The 16,562-nt window shown below is 55.7% G+C and carries 16 protein-coding genes; 5 read left to right on the top strand and 11 right to left on the bottom strand.

Annotation, left to right across the window (positions count from 1 at the left end):
- Complete coding sequence (locus EYC98_RS16410; RefSeq protein WP_279246460.1) at positions 1-819, top strand: nucleotidyltransferase family protein; 819 nt, start codon at positions 1-3, stop codon at positions 817-819.
- A 12-nt stretch (positions 820-831) separates the two neighbouring features.
- On the opposite strand, the gene EYC98_RS16405 is transcribed toward EYC98_RS16410, so the two are convergent.
- From EYC98_RS16405 to EYC98_RS16390, 4 genes are read right to left on the bottom strand one after another with little or no spacing between them, the layout of a single operon-like run.
- Entirely contained in the window at positions 832-1,737 is a 906-nt protein-coding gene (locus EYC98_RS16405; protein WP_279246459.1) for a metallophosphoesterase family protein, read from the bottom strand.
- A gap of 12 nt (positions 1,738-1,749) precedes the next feature.
- Positions 1,750-3,006, bottom strand: coding sequence for a UDP-N-acetylglucosamine 1-carboxyvinyltransferase (murA, locus tag EYC98_RS16400; protein ID WP_279246458.1), 1,257 nt, complete (start codon positions 3,004-3,006; stop codon positions 1,750-1,752).
- The gene (spt, locus tag EYC98_RS16395) at positions 3,006-4,205 is read right to left on the bottom strand and encodes a serine palmitoyltransferase (protein ID WP_279246457.1); all 1,200 of its coding nucleotides are present in this window, start codon (positions 4,203-4,205) and stop codon (positions 3,006-3,008) included. Before spt ends, murA begins: the two co-directional genes overlap by 1 nt.
- 6 nt (positions 4,206-4,211) lie before the next feature.
- Positions 4,212-4,454, bottom strand: coding sequence for an acyl carrier protein (locus EYC98_RS16390; RefSeq protein ID WP_279246456.1), 243 nt, complete (start codon positions 4,452-4,454; stop codon positions 4,212-4,214).
- 138 nt (positions 4,455-4,592) lie between these two features.
- Here EYC98_RS16390 and EYC98_RS16385 point away from each other — a divergent pair, with 138 nt between their 5' ends.
- Positions 4,593-5,666: a mitochondrial fission ELM1 family protein gene (locus tag EYC98_RS16385; protein WP_279246455.1), complete on the top strand. Its 1,074-nt coding sequence runs from the start codon at positions 4,593-4,595 to the stop codon at positions 5,664-5,666.
- On the opposite strand, the gene EYC98_RS16380 is transcribed toward EYC98_RS16385, so the two are convergent.
- From EYC98_RS16380 to lptF, 3 genes are read right to left on the bottom strand one after another with little or no spacing between them, the layout of a single operon-like run.
- A complete protein-coding gene (locus tag EYC98_RS16380) occupies positions 5,663-7,408 on the bottom strand; it encodes an ABC transporter ATP-binding protein (RefSeq protein WP_279246454.1) in 1,746 nt (581 codons plus the stop codon). The genes EYC98_RS16385 and EYC98_RS16380 overlap by 4 nt on opposite strands.
- Positions 7,409-7,451: 43 nt before the next feature.
- Positions 7,452-8,522, bottom strand: coding sequence for an LPS export ABC transporter permease LptG (lptG, locus tag EYC98_RS16375; protein WP_279246453.1), 1,071 nt, complete (start codon positions 8,520-8,522; stop codon positions 7,452-7,454).
- A complete protein-coding gene (gene lptF, locus EYC98_RS16370) occupies positions 8,519-9,586 on the bottom strand; it encodes an LPS export ABC transporter permease LptF (protein ID WP_279246452.1) in 1,068 nt (355 codons plus the stop codon). The genes lptG and lptF overlap by 4 nt, the downstream gene beginning before the upstream one ends.
- 301 nt (positions 9,587-9,887) lie before the next feature.
- Between lptF and EYC98_RS16365 the strand changes: the two genes are divergently transcribed.
- Together EYC98_RS16365 and EYC98_RS16360 are read left to right on the top strand one after the other, a co-directional pair.
- Entirely contained in the window at positions 9,888-10,844 is a 957-nt protein-coding gene (locus tag EYC98_RS16365; protein WP_279246451.1) for a sulfotransferase domain-containing protein, read from the top strand.
- 5 nt (positions 10,845-10,849) lie between these two features.
- A complete protein-coding gene (locus EYC98_RS16360) occupies positions 10,850-11,905 on the top strand; it encodes a mitochondrial fission ELM1 family protein (RefSeq protein WP_279246450.1) in 1,056 nt (351 codons plus the stop codon).
- A gap of 8 nt (positions 11,906-11,913) precedes the next feature.
- On the opposite strand, the gene EYC98_RS16355 is transcribed toward EYC98_RS16360, so the two are convergent.
- The 4 genes from EYC98_RS16355 to EYC98_RS16340 are packed head-to-tail and all read right to left on the bottom strand — an operon-like array spanning position 11,914 to position 15,766.
- On the bottom strand, positions 11,914-12,861 hold the full coding sequence (locus tag EYC98_RS16355; RefSeq protein ID WP_279246449.1) for a glycosyltransferase family protein: 948 nt from the start codon (positions 12,859-12,861) through the stop codon (positions 11,914-11,916).
- Between the two features lie 57 nt (positions 12,862-12,918).
- The gene (locus EYC98_RS16350; RefSeq protein ID WP_279246448.1) at positions 12,919-13,857 is read right to left on the bottom strand and encodes a hypothetical protein; all 939 of its coding nucleotides are present in this window, start codon (positions 13,855-13,857) and stop codon (positions 12,919-12,921) included.
- Entirely contained in the window at positions 13,854-14,831 is a 978-nt protein-coding gene (locus tag EYC98_RS16345; protein ID WP_279246447.1) for a diacylglycerol/lipid kinase family protein, read from the bottom strand. Before EYC98_RS16345 ends, EYC98_RS16350 begins: the two co-directional genes overlap by 4 nt.
- Positions 14,831-15,766 carry a hypothetical protein gene (locus tag EYC98_RS16340; protein WP_279246446.1) on the bottom strand — a complete coding sequence of 312 codons (936 nt, stop codon included), beginning with the start codon at positions 15,764-15,766 and terminating at the stop codon, positions 14,831-14,833. The genes EYC98_RS16345 and EYC98_RS16340 overlap by 1 nt, the downstream gene beginning before the upstream one ends.
- A 358-nt stretch (positions 15,767-16,124) precedes the next feature.
- Here EYC98_RS16340 and rplM point away from each other — a divergent pair, with 358 nt between their 5' ends.
- On the top strand, positions 16,125-16,553 hold the full coding sequence (gene rplM / locus EYC98_RS16335; RefSeq protein WP_279246445.1) for a 50S ribosomal protein L13: 429 nt from the start codon (positions 16,125-16,127) through the stop codon (positions 16,551-16,553).
- Positions 16,554-16,562 lie beyond the last annotated feature (9 nt).

Here is a 16,562-nt window from a genome sequence, read left to right as displayed (position 1 = left end):
ATGCATCTAGATCCCGATAGCAACCATCTCACCACTATTGTCCTGGCGGGTGATCGTACCAAGCAGGATTCACTCATTAATCACTCGGGTGTTAGCTGCAAGGCACTCATTGATATCGACGGAGTGCCGATGGTGCGCCGGGTTATTGCTGCATTGAAGGGTTCCAGGGTGGTAGACAAAATACTGCTGTCGGGGCCGCTGCAGTCGGAGTTGGAAAGTGACGCAGAGCTCAAGCAGATGGTGAGCTCTGCTGAAGTGGCATGGCTGGCACCGGAGAGCAGTCCCAGCACCAGTGCCTATGCAGCGATGCAATCTTTGCCGCTGGAAGAGCGGGTGTTGCTGACAACGGCCGACCACCCCTTGCTGACGCCCGAAATCGTCGATGCTTTTGGCCGTCAGAGTCTGGCTGATGATGTGGACGTGACGGTAGGCCTGGCGCCGTATGCGCTGGTACAGGAAGCTTATCCAGAAATGCGTAAAACGGTACTGCGTTTTTCAGATGGCGAGTTCTGTGGCTGCAACCTGTTCGCCTTTGTTACCCCCGAGGGCCGTCGTGCCGCCAGCTTTTGGCGCAAGATTGAGCAGGAACGCAAGAAGCCGCGAGTCGTTATTGGGCTGTTGGGCTGGTGGGCGGTGCTGCGCTATCGCATGGGCGTGCTGCCGCTGGAGGAAGCTCTGGCGAAATTGAGCAAGCGCCTTGGTCTGCGCATTAGAGTGGTAATTTTACCCTACGCTAATGCAGCTGTTGATGTTGATTCGATCTCCGACCTGGCGCTGGTGCGCGGGTCATTTTCCAAGGCTGCAGTCAAAGAAGACTAGCCCATTGCACGCTTACTGACGTTTGAGTTGCCACTGGCGCGCAGCGCCGGTGCGAAACACCGCATCCTGTTTATCATAGCTGTTGGTAATAGCGGTCAGGTTCCAGCCTTCTGCCGTAGATTCTATTCCGTACCGGTTGTATTGAGCGATATCGGCGCCGTGGAGGCCCATAGCCGAGGCCGAGGGTGTTGCTATCACCGGGATATCGCCAGTCGCGCCGGGTAGGCTGTATTGTTGAGCTCTATGACCATGTCCGTGCAGCACCAGTTCAGCGCCTTCGCGCTGCAGCATTGCGCTTAACTGGGGTGCGTCGGTGAGACGCTTGCGCCATTTGACCACGCCGGTTTTGGGCGGGTGGTGTATGTAGACTACCCTGAACAAGCCCTGCGCTCGTGTTTCTTTCAATAGCCCGGCCAGCTTGGCCAGTTGCTCCGTACCGACGGTGCCGGTCGCCATTAGAGGTGGCTTGGGGCAGGCGCTGGATACGCCAATGAAAGCGATGCCGCTACGTACTCGCAGGCTGGGAAAGGTGTCCTGCTGCGGTGTGTCAGATTTCAGATAGTCTTGCCACTGTCCTAGCCCCTGCCGCCAGGGTAGCGCCACGCAGGCATCGTGATTGCCGGGAATGACGGCAATAGCGTCGGGCTCGCCTAACTGCCGCAGCCAATGTGCGGCCTGGGTAAATTCATCGGGTAAACCAATATGCGTGAGATCACCGGTAACCAGTAATTGCACGTCGGACGGTTGCTGTTGTAAGTGCTGTTGCAGGCTTGCAAGCACTTCAGGTCGATGCTCAAAGCGTCGCTTGCGACGCCAGGAAATGTAGCCTAGCAGGCGTTTCCCCAATATCTTGAGGGGCTTGACCTGCTCCAGGGTGGTCAGATGTGGGTCTGATAAATGGGCAAACCAGGTTTGCACCCTGCGCCCCTGTTAGCCCGAGACCCGGCGCGTGCTGGCACCCAGGTCAGCTAGCTTGGCGTCGATGTTGTCGTAACCGCGATCCAGGTGATAGACCCGGTCAATGGTGGTGTCGCCATCGGCAGCCAGTGCAGCGATGACCAACGAGGCTGAGGCGCGCAAGTCAGTGGCCATCACTGGCGCCGCCTGCAGTCTTTCGGTGCCCTGAATGGCTGCGGTATGCCCCTGTAGTTCTATATGCGCACCCATGCGCTGTAACTCTGCGATGTGCATAAAGCGATTTTCGAAAATAGTTTCCACCACGGTGGAACTGCCATCTGCCAACGCATTGAGGGTGACAAATTGGGCTTGCATATCGGTTGGAAAAGCCGGGTAGGGCGCGGTGGTGATATTCACCGGTTGCGGACGTAAACCGCGGCTGTTAAGGCGTATCCAGTCAGGGCCGCTGCTGATATCAGAGCCTACATCTTCCAGCTTCGCGATGACATATTGCAGGTGTGCTGCGTTGCTGTTGCGCAGGGTAATATCGCCTCGAGTTGCGGCCGCAGCCACCAGAAAAGTTCCTGTTTCGATGCGATCTGGTGGTATCTGGTGCTGCGCGCCATGGAGACTGACAACGCCTTCGATAGTAATACTGTTGGTGCCAGCACCCGTGATGCGTGCACCCATGCTGCTGAGCATGAGTGCCAGGTCGGTTATCTCGGGCTCCATGGCGGCATTATCGATAACGGTGGTGCCGTCGGCCAGGGTCGCTGCCATCATCAGGTTTTCAGTAGCGGTTACCGAGGGCACGTCAAAGACGATATGTGCACCCTTGAGGCGGGTGGCCTTGGCCTTGATGTAACCCGCTTCGATATCAATCTCTGCTCCCATGCGCTCGAGGCCGGTAATGTGCTCGTTGACTGGTCTCGAACCGATGGCGCAGCCCCCCGGCAGAGATACATCAGCTTCGCCAAAGCGCGCCAGTAATGGGCCTAGTAACAAAATCGATCCACGCATTGTGCGCACCAGTTCATAGGGTGCGCGCACCGAAGTGAGCGTGCTGGCGGTTACTTGCAGGGTGTTTGCATCGCGCTCTACCTCGCAGCCCATCAGGCTGAGCAATTGCAGCGCAGTGTCGATATCGCGGACGCCAGGTATGTTCGTGAGTGTTACCGGCTCGGCGCTTAGCAGGCAGGCTGCAATTGCCGGTAGCGCTGCATTCTTGGCGCCGGCAATGGTGACTTCACCCTGCAGTGGCCCGCCACCGGTGATAATTAGCTTTTCCATTATTCAGCCCGGACGCTAATGGCGCCGTTTTTTAGCAACGCCGCGTAGGCGTTAATAATATGGTTAATTTGCTCTTCGGTATGCGCCGCGCTAACACTGCAGCGGAGCAGGAAATTGGTCGATGGCGAAGCCGGGGGTATGACCAGGTTGACGTAGACTCCGGCGTCCATGAGTGCATTCCAGCACAGGATGGCCTGTTCACGATCGCCCAGCTCTACTGCAACCACCGGACTCGGGGTAGGGCCAACGCTAAGCCCCATGTCCTGCAGGCTGCTATAAAGCTTGTTGGCGTTGCTCCACAGCTTGGCGCGCAGTTCTGGCTCTTGGCGCATGATTTCCAGTGCCTTGCGAGTGGATGCCACCGTGGAAGGTGACGCGCTGGCAGTAAAAATATAGGCTCGAATACAGTAGCGAATGATATCCAGCATGGCGTGTTGGCTGACGCAATAACCGCCGGTGGAGCCCAGGCTCTTACTGTAAGTGCCGGCAATAAAGTCCACATCGGCCTCAACGCCCGTGGCTTCGGCGGCACCACGACCGGTAGCGCCGAGTACGCCCAGTGAATGCGCCTCGTCTACCATCAGGTAGCCACCGTACTCGCGTTTGACCTCGGCAAATTCCTGCAGTGGTGCAGTGTCGCCGAGCATGCTGTAAATGCCCTCAACGACGATGAGCGTATTGCTCACGCGATCACCCAGGCGTCGCAGCCGCTTGGCAAGATCGTCCGGATTAGAGTGCTTGAAGCGAATGATTTCGGCGCCACTAAGCTGTACGCCCGCATAAATACTGGCGTGACTGTCGGAGTCCAACAGAATGACATCGCCAGGGCCGGCTATGGTAGCGCACATGCCCATCGTGGCTGAGTATCCGGTGGTAAAGCTGATGGCATGACCGACACCATAAAAATCCGCCAGCTCCTGCTCCAGCAACTCGTGCTCGACGAAGGAACCGTTGGCGAGGCGTGAGCCTGTGGTGCCGGTGCCCCAGTCCTGCGCTGCGCGCTGCGCGGCGTCGATACAGCGCTGATCATAGGCGAGTCCGAGGTAATTGTTAGTACCTGCAAGAATCACTTTACGGCCGCCAACAATACCTTCTGTTGGCGACAGAAATTTTTCCGTAACCGCCCCAAAGGGCTTGATGTCACGTTCAGTTAGCTCGGCTTGGAATCCGGCCATTTCCTTGAATTTGTCAAACAGCATGCTGTATTACTCGATCAGTTCCTGAAGTTTCTGGGCCAATTGGCCGATGGTGTTAACGTCGGGGAGAATATTAAGCGGTATGGAAATATCATACTCGTCTTCAATCTGCTCAATGAATTCCATAACTTCCAGCGAGCTCAGCCCCATATCGGCAATCATGTCGGTTGTCTCTGACAACTCCAGGCCTTGTTTGTTCAGCTCTGCCAGAGCCCCGTACATAAATTCGAGGTACTGCTTACTATCTGCCATTGCTTTTGTCCATGCTGAGAGTGAAGTCGGTGTTATGTGAGCGCTGAATAGCGCTGACTGAAACCTGAGACAACTTGCGCAATGTCCCGCAAGCCGCTAGATTCCAGTGCTTCGAACTATACCCACGGACACCATCCAATGCCAGTAGTTTGGTTGATCGACCCCTACCGCGCCGGTGAGCGCAGTCAGGTTACGGCGCTAGCAGAGGCGCTGGGTTGGGGCTATAAAGTAAAGCGACTGGCCTACCGAAAGTATGAATTTTTCACGAATATTTTTCGTGGCAGTAACCTGCGAGGTATTCGTCTGTCTGAATCAGACGCGCTGCAAGCGCCGTGGCCGGATCTGGTCATCACCGCGGGTATGCGCAACGAACCTGTGTGTCGCTGGATTTGCGAGCAGTCTGGCGGGCATACGCGCATCGTGCATGTCGGAAGGCCATGGGCTAACCCCGAGTGTTTTGATCTGGTAATAACAACACCGCAGTATCGCCTGCCTCGGCGCCCGAACGTGATTCAGAATGCGTTGACGCTGCATCAGGTGAGCGAAGAGCGCTTGGCGCAGGCTGCCGCACAGTGGCGTGAGCAGTTTGCTGCACTGCCATCGCCCTATACCGCGGTTATTGTTGGCGGCGACAGCGGGCCTTATGCACTGGGTGTTAGGGCGGCCCGGCGGCTGGCGAGTGAGGTGACAGAGTTAGTCGCGACCAGCGGCGGCTCTATTTTGGTAAGCACCAGCTCGCGTACCCATCCGGCTGTGGTAGCGGTTTTGCGCGAGGCACTGCCAGAGCCATTGTATTTTTATCAGTGGCAGGCCGGCGATGAAAATAACCCCTACTTTGGCTTACTCGCACTGGCGCAGCAGATTGTGGTTACCGCCGATAGCATATCAATGCTTTCAGAAGCGTGTGCCACCGGTAAACCGGTGTACATGTTTGATCTGGCACGTGGTGCAATGGCCATGGATCCGGCGGCGCGGCGGCTGCCGGCTGACAACGACTGGCGCCTGTCCACACTGGCCTATCGTGGTCTGATGCGTTGGGTTTGGCAGCGGCTCAGTCGGGATATTACATTGGTGCACCAGCGTCTTGCGGACGCCGGGCGCGCGGCGTGGCTGGGTCAGCCTCAGCTGGTTGCCACACAATCAACGCAAGCCGATCTGGAACGAGCTGTGGACGCGGTGCAAGCGATGTTTGACGCCGGTGAACAAGCCTAACTAAACAGCGCGGCTTCCGTTTCGCGGTCGACGACATTGGCTTGGCCGTCGCCCAGTTTGTAGACGGTATCGGCGGCATCTACCATCGCCCTGTTATGGCTGATAGCCAGAATGGTGAGTTCGCCTTTGAGGGTTTCCATGGTCTGGCGAATAGCGGCTTCGCTGGCGGGATCAAGTGCGCTGGTGGCCTCGTCCAGAATCAGCAGCCGCGGGCGGTTAACCAAGGCGCGTGCAATAACAATACGCTGACGCTGGCCACCGGACAGTTTGCCGCCGCGTTCGCCAACGTTTGTCTCTACACCCTCGGGCATCTTTTGCACAAAATCCCATGCACCAGCAGATTCCAGTGCGCGTTGAATGGCCTCAGGATCCAAATCTGGGTCGCCCAATGATACGTTGTGAGCAATGGTGTCATGCAGTAGCACAGTTTCCTGAGGCACATAGCCTATCTTGCTGCGCCAGGCGCGGATATCGATGTCCGACAGAGGTGTGCCATCGAGCAATATCTGCCCCTGTTGCGGTCGCAGTAAACCAATAGTGAGGTCAATAATGGTGGTCTTGCCGGCACCAGATGGGCCCACCAATGTGGTCAGTGTACCGGCCCGAATAGTCAGTGATAGCTGTCTGAACACCGGGTGTTGGTCATAGTCAAAATCGACAGCCCTGAATTCCATTGCGTGGTCAAAGTTCGGCACGATACCGTCGCTGAGCTGCTCTTCGGCGCCCAGGGCTTCATCGATGGACGCCCGCATTGCCCAGTATGCACTTTCACCCTGAGCCATTTTCTGAAACTGTTTTTGCACCTTGCCAAGGAAGGCAAAGGCGCGACCGATGGCGACCACGAGCACCATGACGGTAGGCAGTGGCATATCAAAACCTTGCAGTGCCACCAGAATGCCCAGCGCGATAAATACGGCAAACATCAATTCCTGAGCTGAGTCCAGCACGGCGCCGCTGAGTACCTGTCGTCGCAGTGCCTTGTTCAGGCGCGACGTGTCGCCAGCCAGAACGTTGTCGGCCAAGTGTTCACGCGACATCGCCTTGAGTGGTTTTACCGATTGCAGGGTATCTGTCAGGTTGGACATCAAGGAGGTCAGTAGATTGGTTTGCTTTTTACCAGCCTTGCGAGTGATGCGTACCAGAAAGTGCGACACTCCAATGACTACGGCGCCGGCCAGGGTTGCTGTCAGCGTCGCTTGCCAAGACAGGGCTAGAGCCACGCCGCCGTATATGACGGCCTGAATGAAATAGGTGAGAGCTGTAGCCCCGTACACAAATGAGGCGGACGACCGTTGCGCTTCCGTGGCCAGTGAGTTGGTCAATTTACCCACCGGCTGGTGTAAAAAATACTCCCATTTACTGCGCAACACCGCGCGTAGCATTTCCAGTCGTAAGTCGGTGCCAACCTGGGCGGCGGTGTAGCCGACCTGGCGCTGGGCGATTAGCAGCAGTGCGCTTTTGAAGGCGACGCCCATGACCATGATGAGGAGCAGGTTCTGCAGTGTCGGTGCAATGTTCATGCTTTGCAGCGTTTCCAGGAAGAAACGTTCGAAGTCATTCTGCTCAGCGCTGACCATGCCGCCAGTCAGGCCAGCAGTGGCATCTGCGCCCAGTGCCACATTAACCAGCGGCAGCAGTGCGGACAAGCCGATGCCTTCAGCCATGCCAGATAGCAGCAACGCCGTGAGCATAAGCGCAGTTTGCAGTTTATAGGCGCTGAAAAAGCTGAGCATCAAACGCATGGCTAAGCGGGTCCTCTGGTGCAGTAGTCAGGTAGTATTTGAGTCACCAGCGCAGCCGCGCCAAAAGCAGCAGGGCTACAACGGCGATGACCGCAATAGGGGCTAAGGTTATGAGCAGGAAATTGAGGCCCATAAGCTGTCCAACTGCGTGCGAAATTTGTGTGCCGAGGAAGAAAAAGATGCCAATTACGGCGCCAATAGCGATGTTCTTACCGAGCCCCGCATCGCGGCCGGAGCCGAGGCTGGTGCTGACTGGAGTAGCCAGTAAGATCATCGCAGCGACGGCAAAGGGCAGTGTAATACGCTGCCAAAATGCTAGTAAGTAAATTTCATAGGGTTGTCCCTGCTCACGCAAATATTGCGCATATTCGTAGAGCACGGATAGTCGCATGCTCTGACTGGGCAGGCTCAAGGTGGGTAACTCCTTGACCGACCACAGGTTGTCTATTGCCAGGCTTTTCTTCAAGGCGGTAACCATTTCGCCATTCTGATTGGTTTTGGTTCGAGTTGTGTTGAAGTTCCACCGACGCTGTTCAATTTGGGCTGTGACCGCGCTCACTGCCTGCACCAATTCACCGCTGTCGTCGAACTGATAGAGACGAATGTCGCCGGGCTCTTTACCATCTCTCAGCTTGCTCAAATGGATATAGCGATTGTCAAATTTGGACCACACGCCGCCGTTGGGGATGCGATCAGGGTGGTCATTACGGGTCGCGCTTTTCATAAGTTGTGCGGTCTGAAAGGCAGGCCCGGAAACGTATTCCAGGCAAACCCATAGCAGTGCCATCAGCACCAGGGTCGGCAATATTATGGCCTTAAGTACGGTGGCAAGGTGCACGCCGGCGCTGCGAATAATGGTCAGCTCGTTGGCTTTGTCGAGGTTGGCGATAGCAACAATGGTGCCCAGCAGTGCAATGACCGGCATCAGGTCGAGTAGCTGTTGTGGCAGGCTCAGGAGGGTGAAGTATATGACCTGCGGCACGCCGTAATCGCCCTGGGTTTTATCGAGTTCCTGAATCAGGGCAATCAGACCAAATACGGTGCCCAGCACCAGCAGCACGGTGAACCAGCCTTTGATTAAGGTGCCTGCAATATAGCGCTCGAGGATGCTCATCGCGGTTTCAGTCTTGGCTGCTTCAGCAGTATCAATAGCACTAGCGCTATAACTATGTAAGCCGACCAGAGGCCGGGCATGGCCGGCAGTCGACCCTGCTCGATAAAGGTGCGGGCCACACTGGTTAAGGTGAACAAGCCGACATAGACCGCAATAGCGATGAAGAAACTCCGAAACCGCGATTCGCGGGGCTCAGATTTTGCCAGGGGTACGGCTATCAGCGCCAGTAATATGGTGGCCAATGGTGTCGTCAAACGCCATTGGAACTCGGCAATATCCTTGGGGTCAGATGAATTTCCAAGATGCTCTGTGGTTTCGGCCTTGCGTCGATAGGCGGCCCGCGCTCCCTCGTTTTCGAGGTAGACGGTCAACTTTTTAAAGCGGATCGATACATCTTGTTTTTTACGATCGTCCAGCAAGTAGTGATGGCCGTTGTAAAATTCAGCCGTTAAGGGCTCGCCAGGGTTCAGGACTGGTAGCGAGGCTTCCTGGGCCACAATAATCTCGGTGCGACCGTCTTTTTGATGGCGCTTATGCAGAAATACTTCTTTGTGCAGCCCAGCCTGGATATCGATGTCATCAGCGATAAAAATGTATTTGCTGCTTCCCATGCTGACGAATTCTCCGGTGGCCATCTGTTTCAGGTCGAACTTGGCCAGCGCTTCAGCCTCTATCTGATAAACCTCTCGATAGGCCCAGGGCCGGGCTTCTATCGAAATAAGCCCGGTGAGCAGCGCTACCATCGCCGCCAGTTTAAAGATCGATTCCAAGATCCTTGTGCGGCTCACTCCGGCTGCAAAAAAAGCGTTCATCTCCGACTCTTTATACATCCTGCTGAGTGCGGCCAATACGGAAAAGAACAGCGCCGACGGCATTAGAACTTCCAGCGTGATCAAGGTATTGAGTGCGATCAGTTTGAAGGCAGAGGTAATCCCCAGCTGACCCTGCGCGGCCAGATTAAGCTGGATAGTCGCGGAGTAGCCGACAAAAATAAGCACCAGAAGACCGAGTCCGCCGGCAAACGGGCGAATGACTTCTGAGCTGATATATCGGTCTATGATCAAGGCTGGTTTCCAGTGGCGAACGCGGGCATTGTACAACAGCTCTGTGCGATCTGTTTATTTTCCTGACTGTGTAACAGACTCACCAATCTCCCTTTAGTTCTGCTAGCCTATGCTGCAGCGGCGCGGTGGTATCAGCGGCTGAAATCGTTGGGGCACTGCTGACTGCGACTCGGGTCTTGCTTGACAGTCGCTGGATTCAAGATTTTCATAGTTATGGGTATTTGTACCAAGTCGGCTGCGGCCGTAGCGGGTTTATTATATGCTGCGCCGCCGCTAAAGCAGCTCATTAAGGTGCCTGTGCATGGTCTACTTCATTCAGCTGGTTCGACAATTTTTCCAGACCGCTACTCGCAAGTTGGAGCGACGTTGGCTGCACCTGCGCCTGCGCGGTAGACCGGAATCCGAACTATTGGCAGCCGAGCGCGTGCTGCGCGGAAAAGATCAGCTCAAACTATTACGGCGCAGCGATATCGCCGTGGTTTCTTTTGGGAAAAGTGGCCGCACATGGCTGCGAGTTATGGTCTCGCATTTGTTTCGCGTTAAATACGGTTTACCGGACAATGCGTTGCTGGGAATGGACAATTTCCACAACATGAATAAGGCCATTCCTAAAATTTTCTTCACTCATGATAATTATATTAAGGACTTTACCGGAGCTGCAGAGAGTAAGAAGCCCTTCTATGACAAGCCGGTGGTGCTGTTGGCACGGGACCCTCGTGATGTGGCTGTATCGCAGTATTTTCAGTGGAAATTTCGGCTGCGCCCGAACAAAGTTGCCATCAATAATTACCCGGAGCGTGGTTCAGATATCAGTCTGTTTGATTTTGTGACTGGAGACAACGGCGGCAGCATGGCGGCGGTGTGTGAGTATCTCAATCTATGGGCGTTAGAGGCGCCGAATATTCAACAGTATCTGGTGCTGCGCTACGAAGATTTACGCGCCGACCCGGCGCCACACTTACAGCGTATGCTGGATTTTATGAAAGTTGATGCGACTGCCGAGCAGGTCACCGCGGCGGTTGAATACAGTGCCTTTGAGAACATGAAGAAGCTGGAATCTTCCAGCAAGTTCCGTCTCGCTGGTGAGCGGATGAAGCCCGGTGACAAAAACAATCCTGACAGCTTCAAAACCCGGCGTGCCAAGGTTGGTGGGTTTCGTGATTATTTTAGCGATGAAGAAGTGGCGGCGATTGACGCTCAGCTTGAGGCCTCGCTGGATCCGGTTTACGGCTATCGCAAAACCGCGGCGGTGGATTAAGGGTTTTGGACGAGCCGCTGATCTGGGTCCTGCTGGGCCGCAAGGCCGGCGACAATACTCAGGTGCTGGCGCTGGCAGATGCACTTGGTTTGTCGTATGAGCGCAAGCAGATAAGTGCGCGGAGCTGGGAGTTGCTGCCCCATCTGCTCTTAGGTGCCACCTTGGCTGGTATTGATCAGCGCCAGTCTTCGTCCTTGGTAGCGCCATGGCCGGACCTGGTCATCAGCGCCGGGCGCCGCAATGAGCCTGTAGCGCGCTGGATTCAGCAGCAGTCCGGGGGGCATGCGAAATTGGTGCATTTGGGTAGGCCCTGGTCAGCGCTTGCCCGCTGGGATCTTATAGTCACCACTGGACAATACTTTTTGCCGCGCGCCGACAATATTTTGCATAATCAGCTGCCCTTGTTGCGCTTGCAATCAGAGCAACTGGCTGCCGCGGGCGAGCAGTGGCTGCCTATTTTGAAAAACCTGCCACGGCCCTGGCTGGCACTCATGGTCGGCGGTAATAGTGGCCGCTTTGTACTGACGTCTGATAAGGCAGCGCGGCTGGGCCGTCAGGCCAATCTTCTGGCAGAGCAGGCTGGCGGTTCGCTGTTGATCACTGATAGCCCGCGCACGCCTGCGGCCAGTTTTGAGGCTTTAGAAAATCAGCTCACGGTGCCGGTGCACTGTTTTCGGTTTGGGCGTACGGATAGCGCGAACCCGTATTTGGGTTACCTGGCGCTAGCCGATGAGTTTGTGATTACCGGCGAAAGCATGTCGATGTTGGCGGAAGCAGCCAGTTGCGGTAAACCGCTGCATATTTTTGACATGGAGGATGCTGGCAGCTGGTGGCGGCACGGGCATCAATTTCGCTTCAAGCCACTGAGTCATCGTCTGGCAATGCGTTGGGGGCCGCAGCGGATGCGTCGTGATATCGGTAAAATCCAGCAACTATTGGTTGCCTCCGGCGCCGCTCACTGGCTCAGTGATGGTGCGCCCTCTGGCAGCTGTGTGACGCCTGATGCCGCCGCAGAATTAGCCGCGACTGCTGAGCGCGTGCAGCAATTGCTAAAGCCCTGAGCGGCGCCTCAAGCGGCGCGGTTTGTAGCTTGCGCTAATGGGTGCGTTGGTCCGGGTGGCAGAGCGGGGGTGTTAGCCAGAACGTCAAAGGCGTCGTGACGAACGTGATTAGCGGCCATCTCGCTGCGCAGAAATTCCTCGCTGATAGTGCCTTCTTGCAGGCACTCTTTGAGCAGGGCGAAAAAGAACCATTCCTGGTTCTTGTCAGGGTGAGCCTTGTAATTGCCCAGAAACGCATACTCCCCAAACAAATGACGGCGCGCCCGCATTACCCAGGCCACCGGTGGAAATAATCTAAAGGTCTCCGCCGGTCGCCAGTCTGTGCGCAGTCCAGTCTTCCAGGGTTGGGTCTTGCGCCTGGTAGTGTGGAGCATCTTGGTGGCGGTGGTGAATTTGTCGAAATCATTCCATTCAGGTTCGAAGTATTCGATGGATTCCCGCGGTTCTTCCTTCAGGCATATCCACGGCTGATAGTCTTGGGTGAAATCAAACATGGCATTAAACTTTGCCTCTGCGTCCCAGTGCTTCAGTTGGGCGCAATCAAGCAGCATAACGCTGCTGGCAAAGCAGCGATCGACCAGGCCTTTGGGGCCAGAGCGCATGCGGCACATGATGGCTTTGCCCTGCATGTCCCGGTTGAGTAATTCCCAGATGTCAGTTGCCGCGAAGATATCCGGGTCGATAACGATCGCGCGGCCCTCATAGTTCATTAGTTTTGGCGGCATAAATCGGGTAGGGGTAAAGGACTGGAGGTCTTCATTGAGCCATTCACGTTTGACACCATCGCGCAGGTATTCCTCGCCTTCGTGGGCAGCAAACATCGGGTAGTCGCGGGTGTCGATGATGCGCACATCGAACTTGTCGTTGTTCTGTGAATAACGGCGCAGTGCATGTTGAGCTACCAGTGCACCGGTCATTTGCTTGTGATTGGTTTGGATAAATACGCAGTGAGTCATTGCCTGAAAACCGTAGTAGAACGCTGGCTTAACTATAAAGTATCGCTAGCGGCCTCGCTACTTGAAGATGCCGCGGCGGTATAGCTGCCAGAAAAATCCCCACAGAAAAACCAGCGGATAACGTCGAACCCTGTCTGGTATCACTATTTCTTCTCCGGAATGCCTTTCCAGCTTCCAGGCGATGTAGTCGAGGCCGCCGCGAAAGGTAAATAATGCCTTCAGCAGGCGCAGTACTGAAAGCAGTTTGCCGCTGATGCCCCGCCAGGCCCAGCCCAGAGTGGACCAGCGCGTCTGCCAGCGGGTGACACTGGATTGATAGTGCAGCTCGCCGTCCACTCGGTGCAGGTTTAGCGGTGGACGAACCTGAGCGGCGACCAGTTCGGTGGCCCGGGCAAAATGGCTGGCGGACATTTGCGCCAGCTGTCCGGCACGATTATTGCCCTCACTGCGCAGTTCGGTGTTATAGCTTAGGGCCAGGCTGTCTTGCCATAAGCTGGTGACGGTGCCGCTGGCAGGTATGCTGGGCAGGCTGCGGCCCAGAAATGTCGTCACAGCTTGTTGCAGACTCTGATGCAGGTTGTCCAGACTAGGCTGGTCACGGTGCCAGGGCACTGCGACCGGCTGTGCAAAGCGGCCCCAGATGTAAGATTCAAAGCGAGCTGGTGAACAGAATTTGGCGAAATCAGCGCTGGAGATAACCGCGTACTTACTGCGCAGTATCTTCCCCTCGTACTCACTCTCGATATAAAAAACGTTCGGAGGTAGTAGCCAGTTGCCCAGCGCCAGTCGCGAGCCGTCATAAGCCGAGCGGTAACTGTCACAGATCAGGTAAATATCCAGCAGTCCATCAAATATATCGCCACTGCGCAGACAGGATCCGTAAATAACCACTGCATTGATGGCGTCGTTGTATTGCGCGCGCAGTTCGCTGATCAATTGCACCAGGGCGGGTGCCGCGTTGACCTCGGGTAGTTCTACCGTCGGGAAGTTGCTCATAAGCGTATAAATTCGAAGGCGGGGGTGGCGGCAATTTGGATGGGTCCGTTGGCACGACTGACTTCCAGGATCTCGCCGTCCAGATTGATGTGGCCATCCAGAAACAGGTTCAAAGTGGTGCAATTGGCGCTGTGATAGCCGTTTTCAGGAGTCGCATTACGGTTCGCCTTACCTCTTAAAATCGAGATGAAGGTGGAAGGAAACTTGACCGGATTGACGTCGATGATGGTGTAGCGCAGCGGGGCTTGCTGTTCCCCCCAGAATGGCTGCATACCCAGAAACAGCTGCTGCAGGCTGCTTATCACCATGACCAGTGCCTGATGCTCCTGGTTGCCACTGTTGTCGGCGTCAAATTTGAGCGGCACCGGGCGGGCAAACTTGGGGTCATGGCGGAAGACGCCCCAGGCCGTGCGTGCCACACCAAGGGCAACACTGAAATCGTCACGCAGCCCGCGTGAGTGTATCTCTTCATGCGCGTATTCGGTGCCCTGTATCACGGTGCCTAAGCCCAGAAACATTCCGTAGTGGGGCGGTTGATCCGGAGTTAGTTGAACCCGCATCAGGTGGCGACTGATGGGCGCCGGCGCATCGCACGACTGTGTCCAGGCACAAAAACGTTCAATGGCAGCGGGCAGTTTGCCGCTGGCGCCTATGTCTCCCGCGTTCATGTTGGCGGTGCCGCCTGGCAGTAATATGATTTGAGGCATGCGGTCAAAGACAGGATTTTCCAGCAAGTGGCCGAGTAGTGCGGAGATGGTGCCGTCGCCACCATTGACTGCCAGAACTTCTATGTTGGCAGCAGCCATTGCCACCAAGGCGGGGCCAACATCTTCCGCCTGGTCGGTAATGGTATGCAGTACCGCCGGACAACGGTCTATCAAGGCGCTGATAGCGCCCAATTGGTCGCGATTATGCCCGCTATTGCGGTTACTGATCAGGCCAATTCGAGAGGGGTTGAGTGCTGCGTCCGGCATCAGTCTGATGGTTCCTGGCGTTCTACCAGCACGGCGTTCGCTATATCCAGGTGTGCCGCGCCCACGCGCGGGGCGATGCCGGCAACGCGCAGTGGCGTGTGGTCGAGGCTATCAACAAATACGGTAATTTCGCCACTAAGGCCCATCAACTCGAAATCGGGTTTATTAGAGGCCAGTGCGGTTGGAGCTACCAACAGTTTGACCGGTGTGGCGTCGACGGTCTCTTTTCGCCGCTGCGCGGCCTGTCCGGTGCGCGTCAGATTGTATTTGACATCCAGTTGCACTGTTGGCTGCGGGCTCAGCGTTACCTTATAGACGTTAGTGTCAGTATTGACCAGAAGCACGGGCTGCTGCGCCAATTGCTCTGAGGTCAGTCGCGAGAGTATAACGAACAAGGCGAATGGACTGGTCACCGCAGTATGTTGCAGTTCCTCTGAATAATTCACCTCAGTGCTGCTGCTGCGGCTCCATTGTTGCTGCGGCAGTTTGGCTTCCTTTTTGTCCGCGGGATCCTTACGCAACCGCGTCAGTCCATCTTCAGCGTAGCGGAAGAACTTGAAGCGGCGGTCTTTGCGACCGATGGAGAAGCGCGAACGTTGATATAGCGCCTGAGTTTCCGGGTGCATCAACAATTGCAGTGAAACCTGATTCTTGGTGCCCACGGTGGCCTCTACTTTCAGTTCCTGGACGCGCTCCTCCGGATTCGGCTGCAGATAGCTGCGCGACCCCGGTTGTTGCAGCACAGCGCTTAGCTCAGCCGCTGGTATACGGCTCAGCGAGAGGCGAGAACGGGCGTCGCCCCAGGTTGACTTGCGCTCGAATTCCAGGACCTCCCAGGTCATGGGGGGCAATTCCGAGTCAGCAGTATCTGCTAGCAGCAACGATGAAATAATCAGGGCAACCAGCTGTAAACAGTATCGAAAGAGGGTTGGCATGGGGTGGTCCCTTTGTGAAAGTCTGATGTGGCTGCATTAGCGTGCAGCAGGAATGTCTCTCTTGAGGCCCATTATGAAGACTAAAGCCGAGAAGAAAAACCGTCACAATTTACACACCGGTAGACGGTGAGGGCCTCATTTACCGGTGTTGAAGGCTTTAGTTTGGATTGAGGGCGGCTAATATCGTTCCCTGCCCATTTGCAGGTATAATAAACCGCTAGCTTCGGGGTAGAGGTCGGAGCAGGGCGCGCTGGTGCCAGAAGCGCGCTTTGGTCGAAAAAGGTGCTTGTAATAGCCAGAGCAGGTGGGTAGAATTCGCGCTCTCGAAATTGGAGGCCTTGCTGAGGCAATTTAGGACATGAAAACTTTTAGCGCAAAAGCGGAACAAGTGCAGCGTGACTGGTTTGTGGTAGACGCAGAGGACAAAACTCTGGGTCGTCTAGCCAGTGAAATCGCGCACCGACTGCGCGGCAAGCACAAGGCGGAATACACGCCTCACGTCGATACTGGTGACTACATCGTGGTGGTTAACGCCGACAAGGTGAAGGTTACCGGAGCCAAGAAAACCGACAAGATGTACTATCATCACACGGGTCATCCCGGTGGGTTGAAGTCGGTGTCGTTCGAAAAGCTGCTGGCCAAGGCGCCCGAGCGGGTACTGGAGAAAGCGGTCAAGGGTATGCTTCCACGCAATCCTCTGGGTCGTGCGATGTATCGCAAACTCAAGGTTTATGCCGGAACTGAGCATCCCCATACAGCTCAGCAACCCCAGCCCCTGAATATATAACGGATAATC

The sequence above is a fragment of the Candidatus Litorirhabdus singularis genome (assembly GCF_026262625.1).
GTDB classification, from domain to species: domain Bacteria; phylum Pseudomonadota; class Gammaproteobacteria; order Pseudomonadales; family Halieaceae; genus Litorirhabdus; species Litorirhabdus singularis.
The sequence above is the reverse complement of the archived record's forward strand: the minus strand, read 5'-3'. Positions and strand labels throughout refer to the sequence as shown.

Excerpts from the sequence above, each read along its gene's own strand:
- EYC98_RS16410 (WP_279246460.1), top strand. The coding sequence starts at position 1 with ATGCATCTAGATCCCGATAGCAACCATCTCACCACTATTGTCCTGGCG.
- murA (WP_279246458.1), bottom strand. The coding sequence starts at position 3,006 with ATGGAAAAGCTAATTATCACCGGTGGCGGGCCACTGCAGGGTGAAGTC.
- spt (WP_279246457.1), bottom strand. The coding sequence starts at position 4,205 with ATGCTGTTTGACAAATTCAAGGAAATGGCCGGATTCCAAGCCGAGCTA.
- EYC98_RS16390 (WP_279246456.1), bottom strand. The coding sequence starts at position 4,454 with ATGGCAGATAGTAAGCAGTACCTCGAATTTATGTACGGGGCTCTGGCA.
- EYC98_RS16385 (WP_279246455.1), top strand. The coding sequence starts at position 4,593 with ATGCCAGTAGTTTGGTTGATCGACCCCTACCGCGCCGGTGAGCGCAGT.
- EYC98_RS16380 (WP_279246454.1), bottom strand. The coding sequence starts at position 7,408 with ATGCGTTTGATGCTCAGCTTTTTCAGCGCCTATAAACTGCAAACTGCG.
- lptG (WP_279246453.1), bottom strand. The coding sequence starts at position 8,522 with ATGAGCATCCTCGAGCGCTATATTGCAGGCACCTTAATCAAAGGCTGG.
- EYC98_RS16365 (WP_279246451.1), top strand. The coding sequence starts at position 9,888 with ATGGTCTACTTCATTCAGCTGGTTCGACAATTTTTCCAGACCGCTACT.
- EYC98_RS16355 (WP_279246449.1), bottom strand. The coding sequence starts at position 12,861 with ATGACTCACTGCGTATTTATCCAAACCAATCACAAGCAAATGACCGGT.
- EYC98_RS16350 (WP_279246448.1), bottom strand. The coding sequence starts at position 13,857 with ATGAGCAACTTCCCGACGGTAGAACTACCCGAGGTCAACGCGGCACCC.
- EYC98_RS16345 (WP_279246447.1), bottom strand. The coding sequence starts at position 14,831 with ATGCCGGACGCAGCACTCAACCCCTCTCGAATTGGCCTGATCAGTAAC.
- EYC98_RS16340 (WP_279246446.1), bottom strand. The coding sequence starts at position 15,766 with ATGCCAACCCTCTTTCGATACTGTTTACAGCTGGTTGCCCTGATTATT.
- rplM (WP_279246445.1), top strand. The coding sequence starts at position 16,125 with ATGAAAACTTTTAGCGCAAAAGCGGAACAAGTGCAGCGTGACTGGTTT.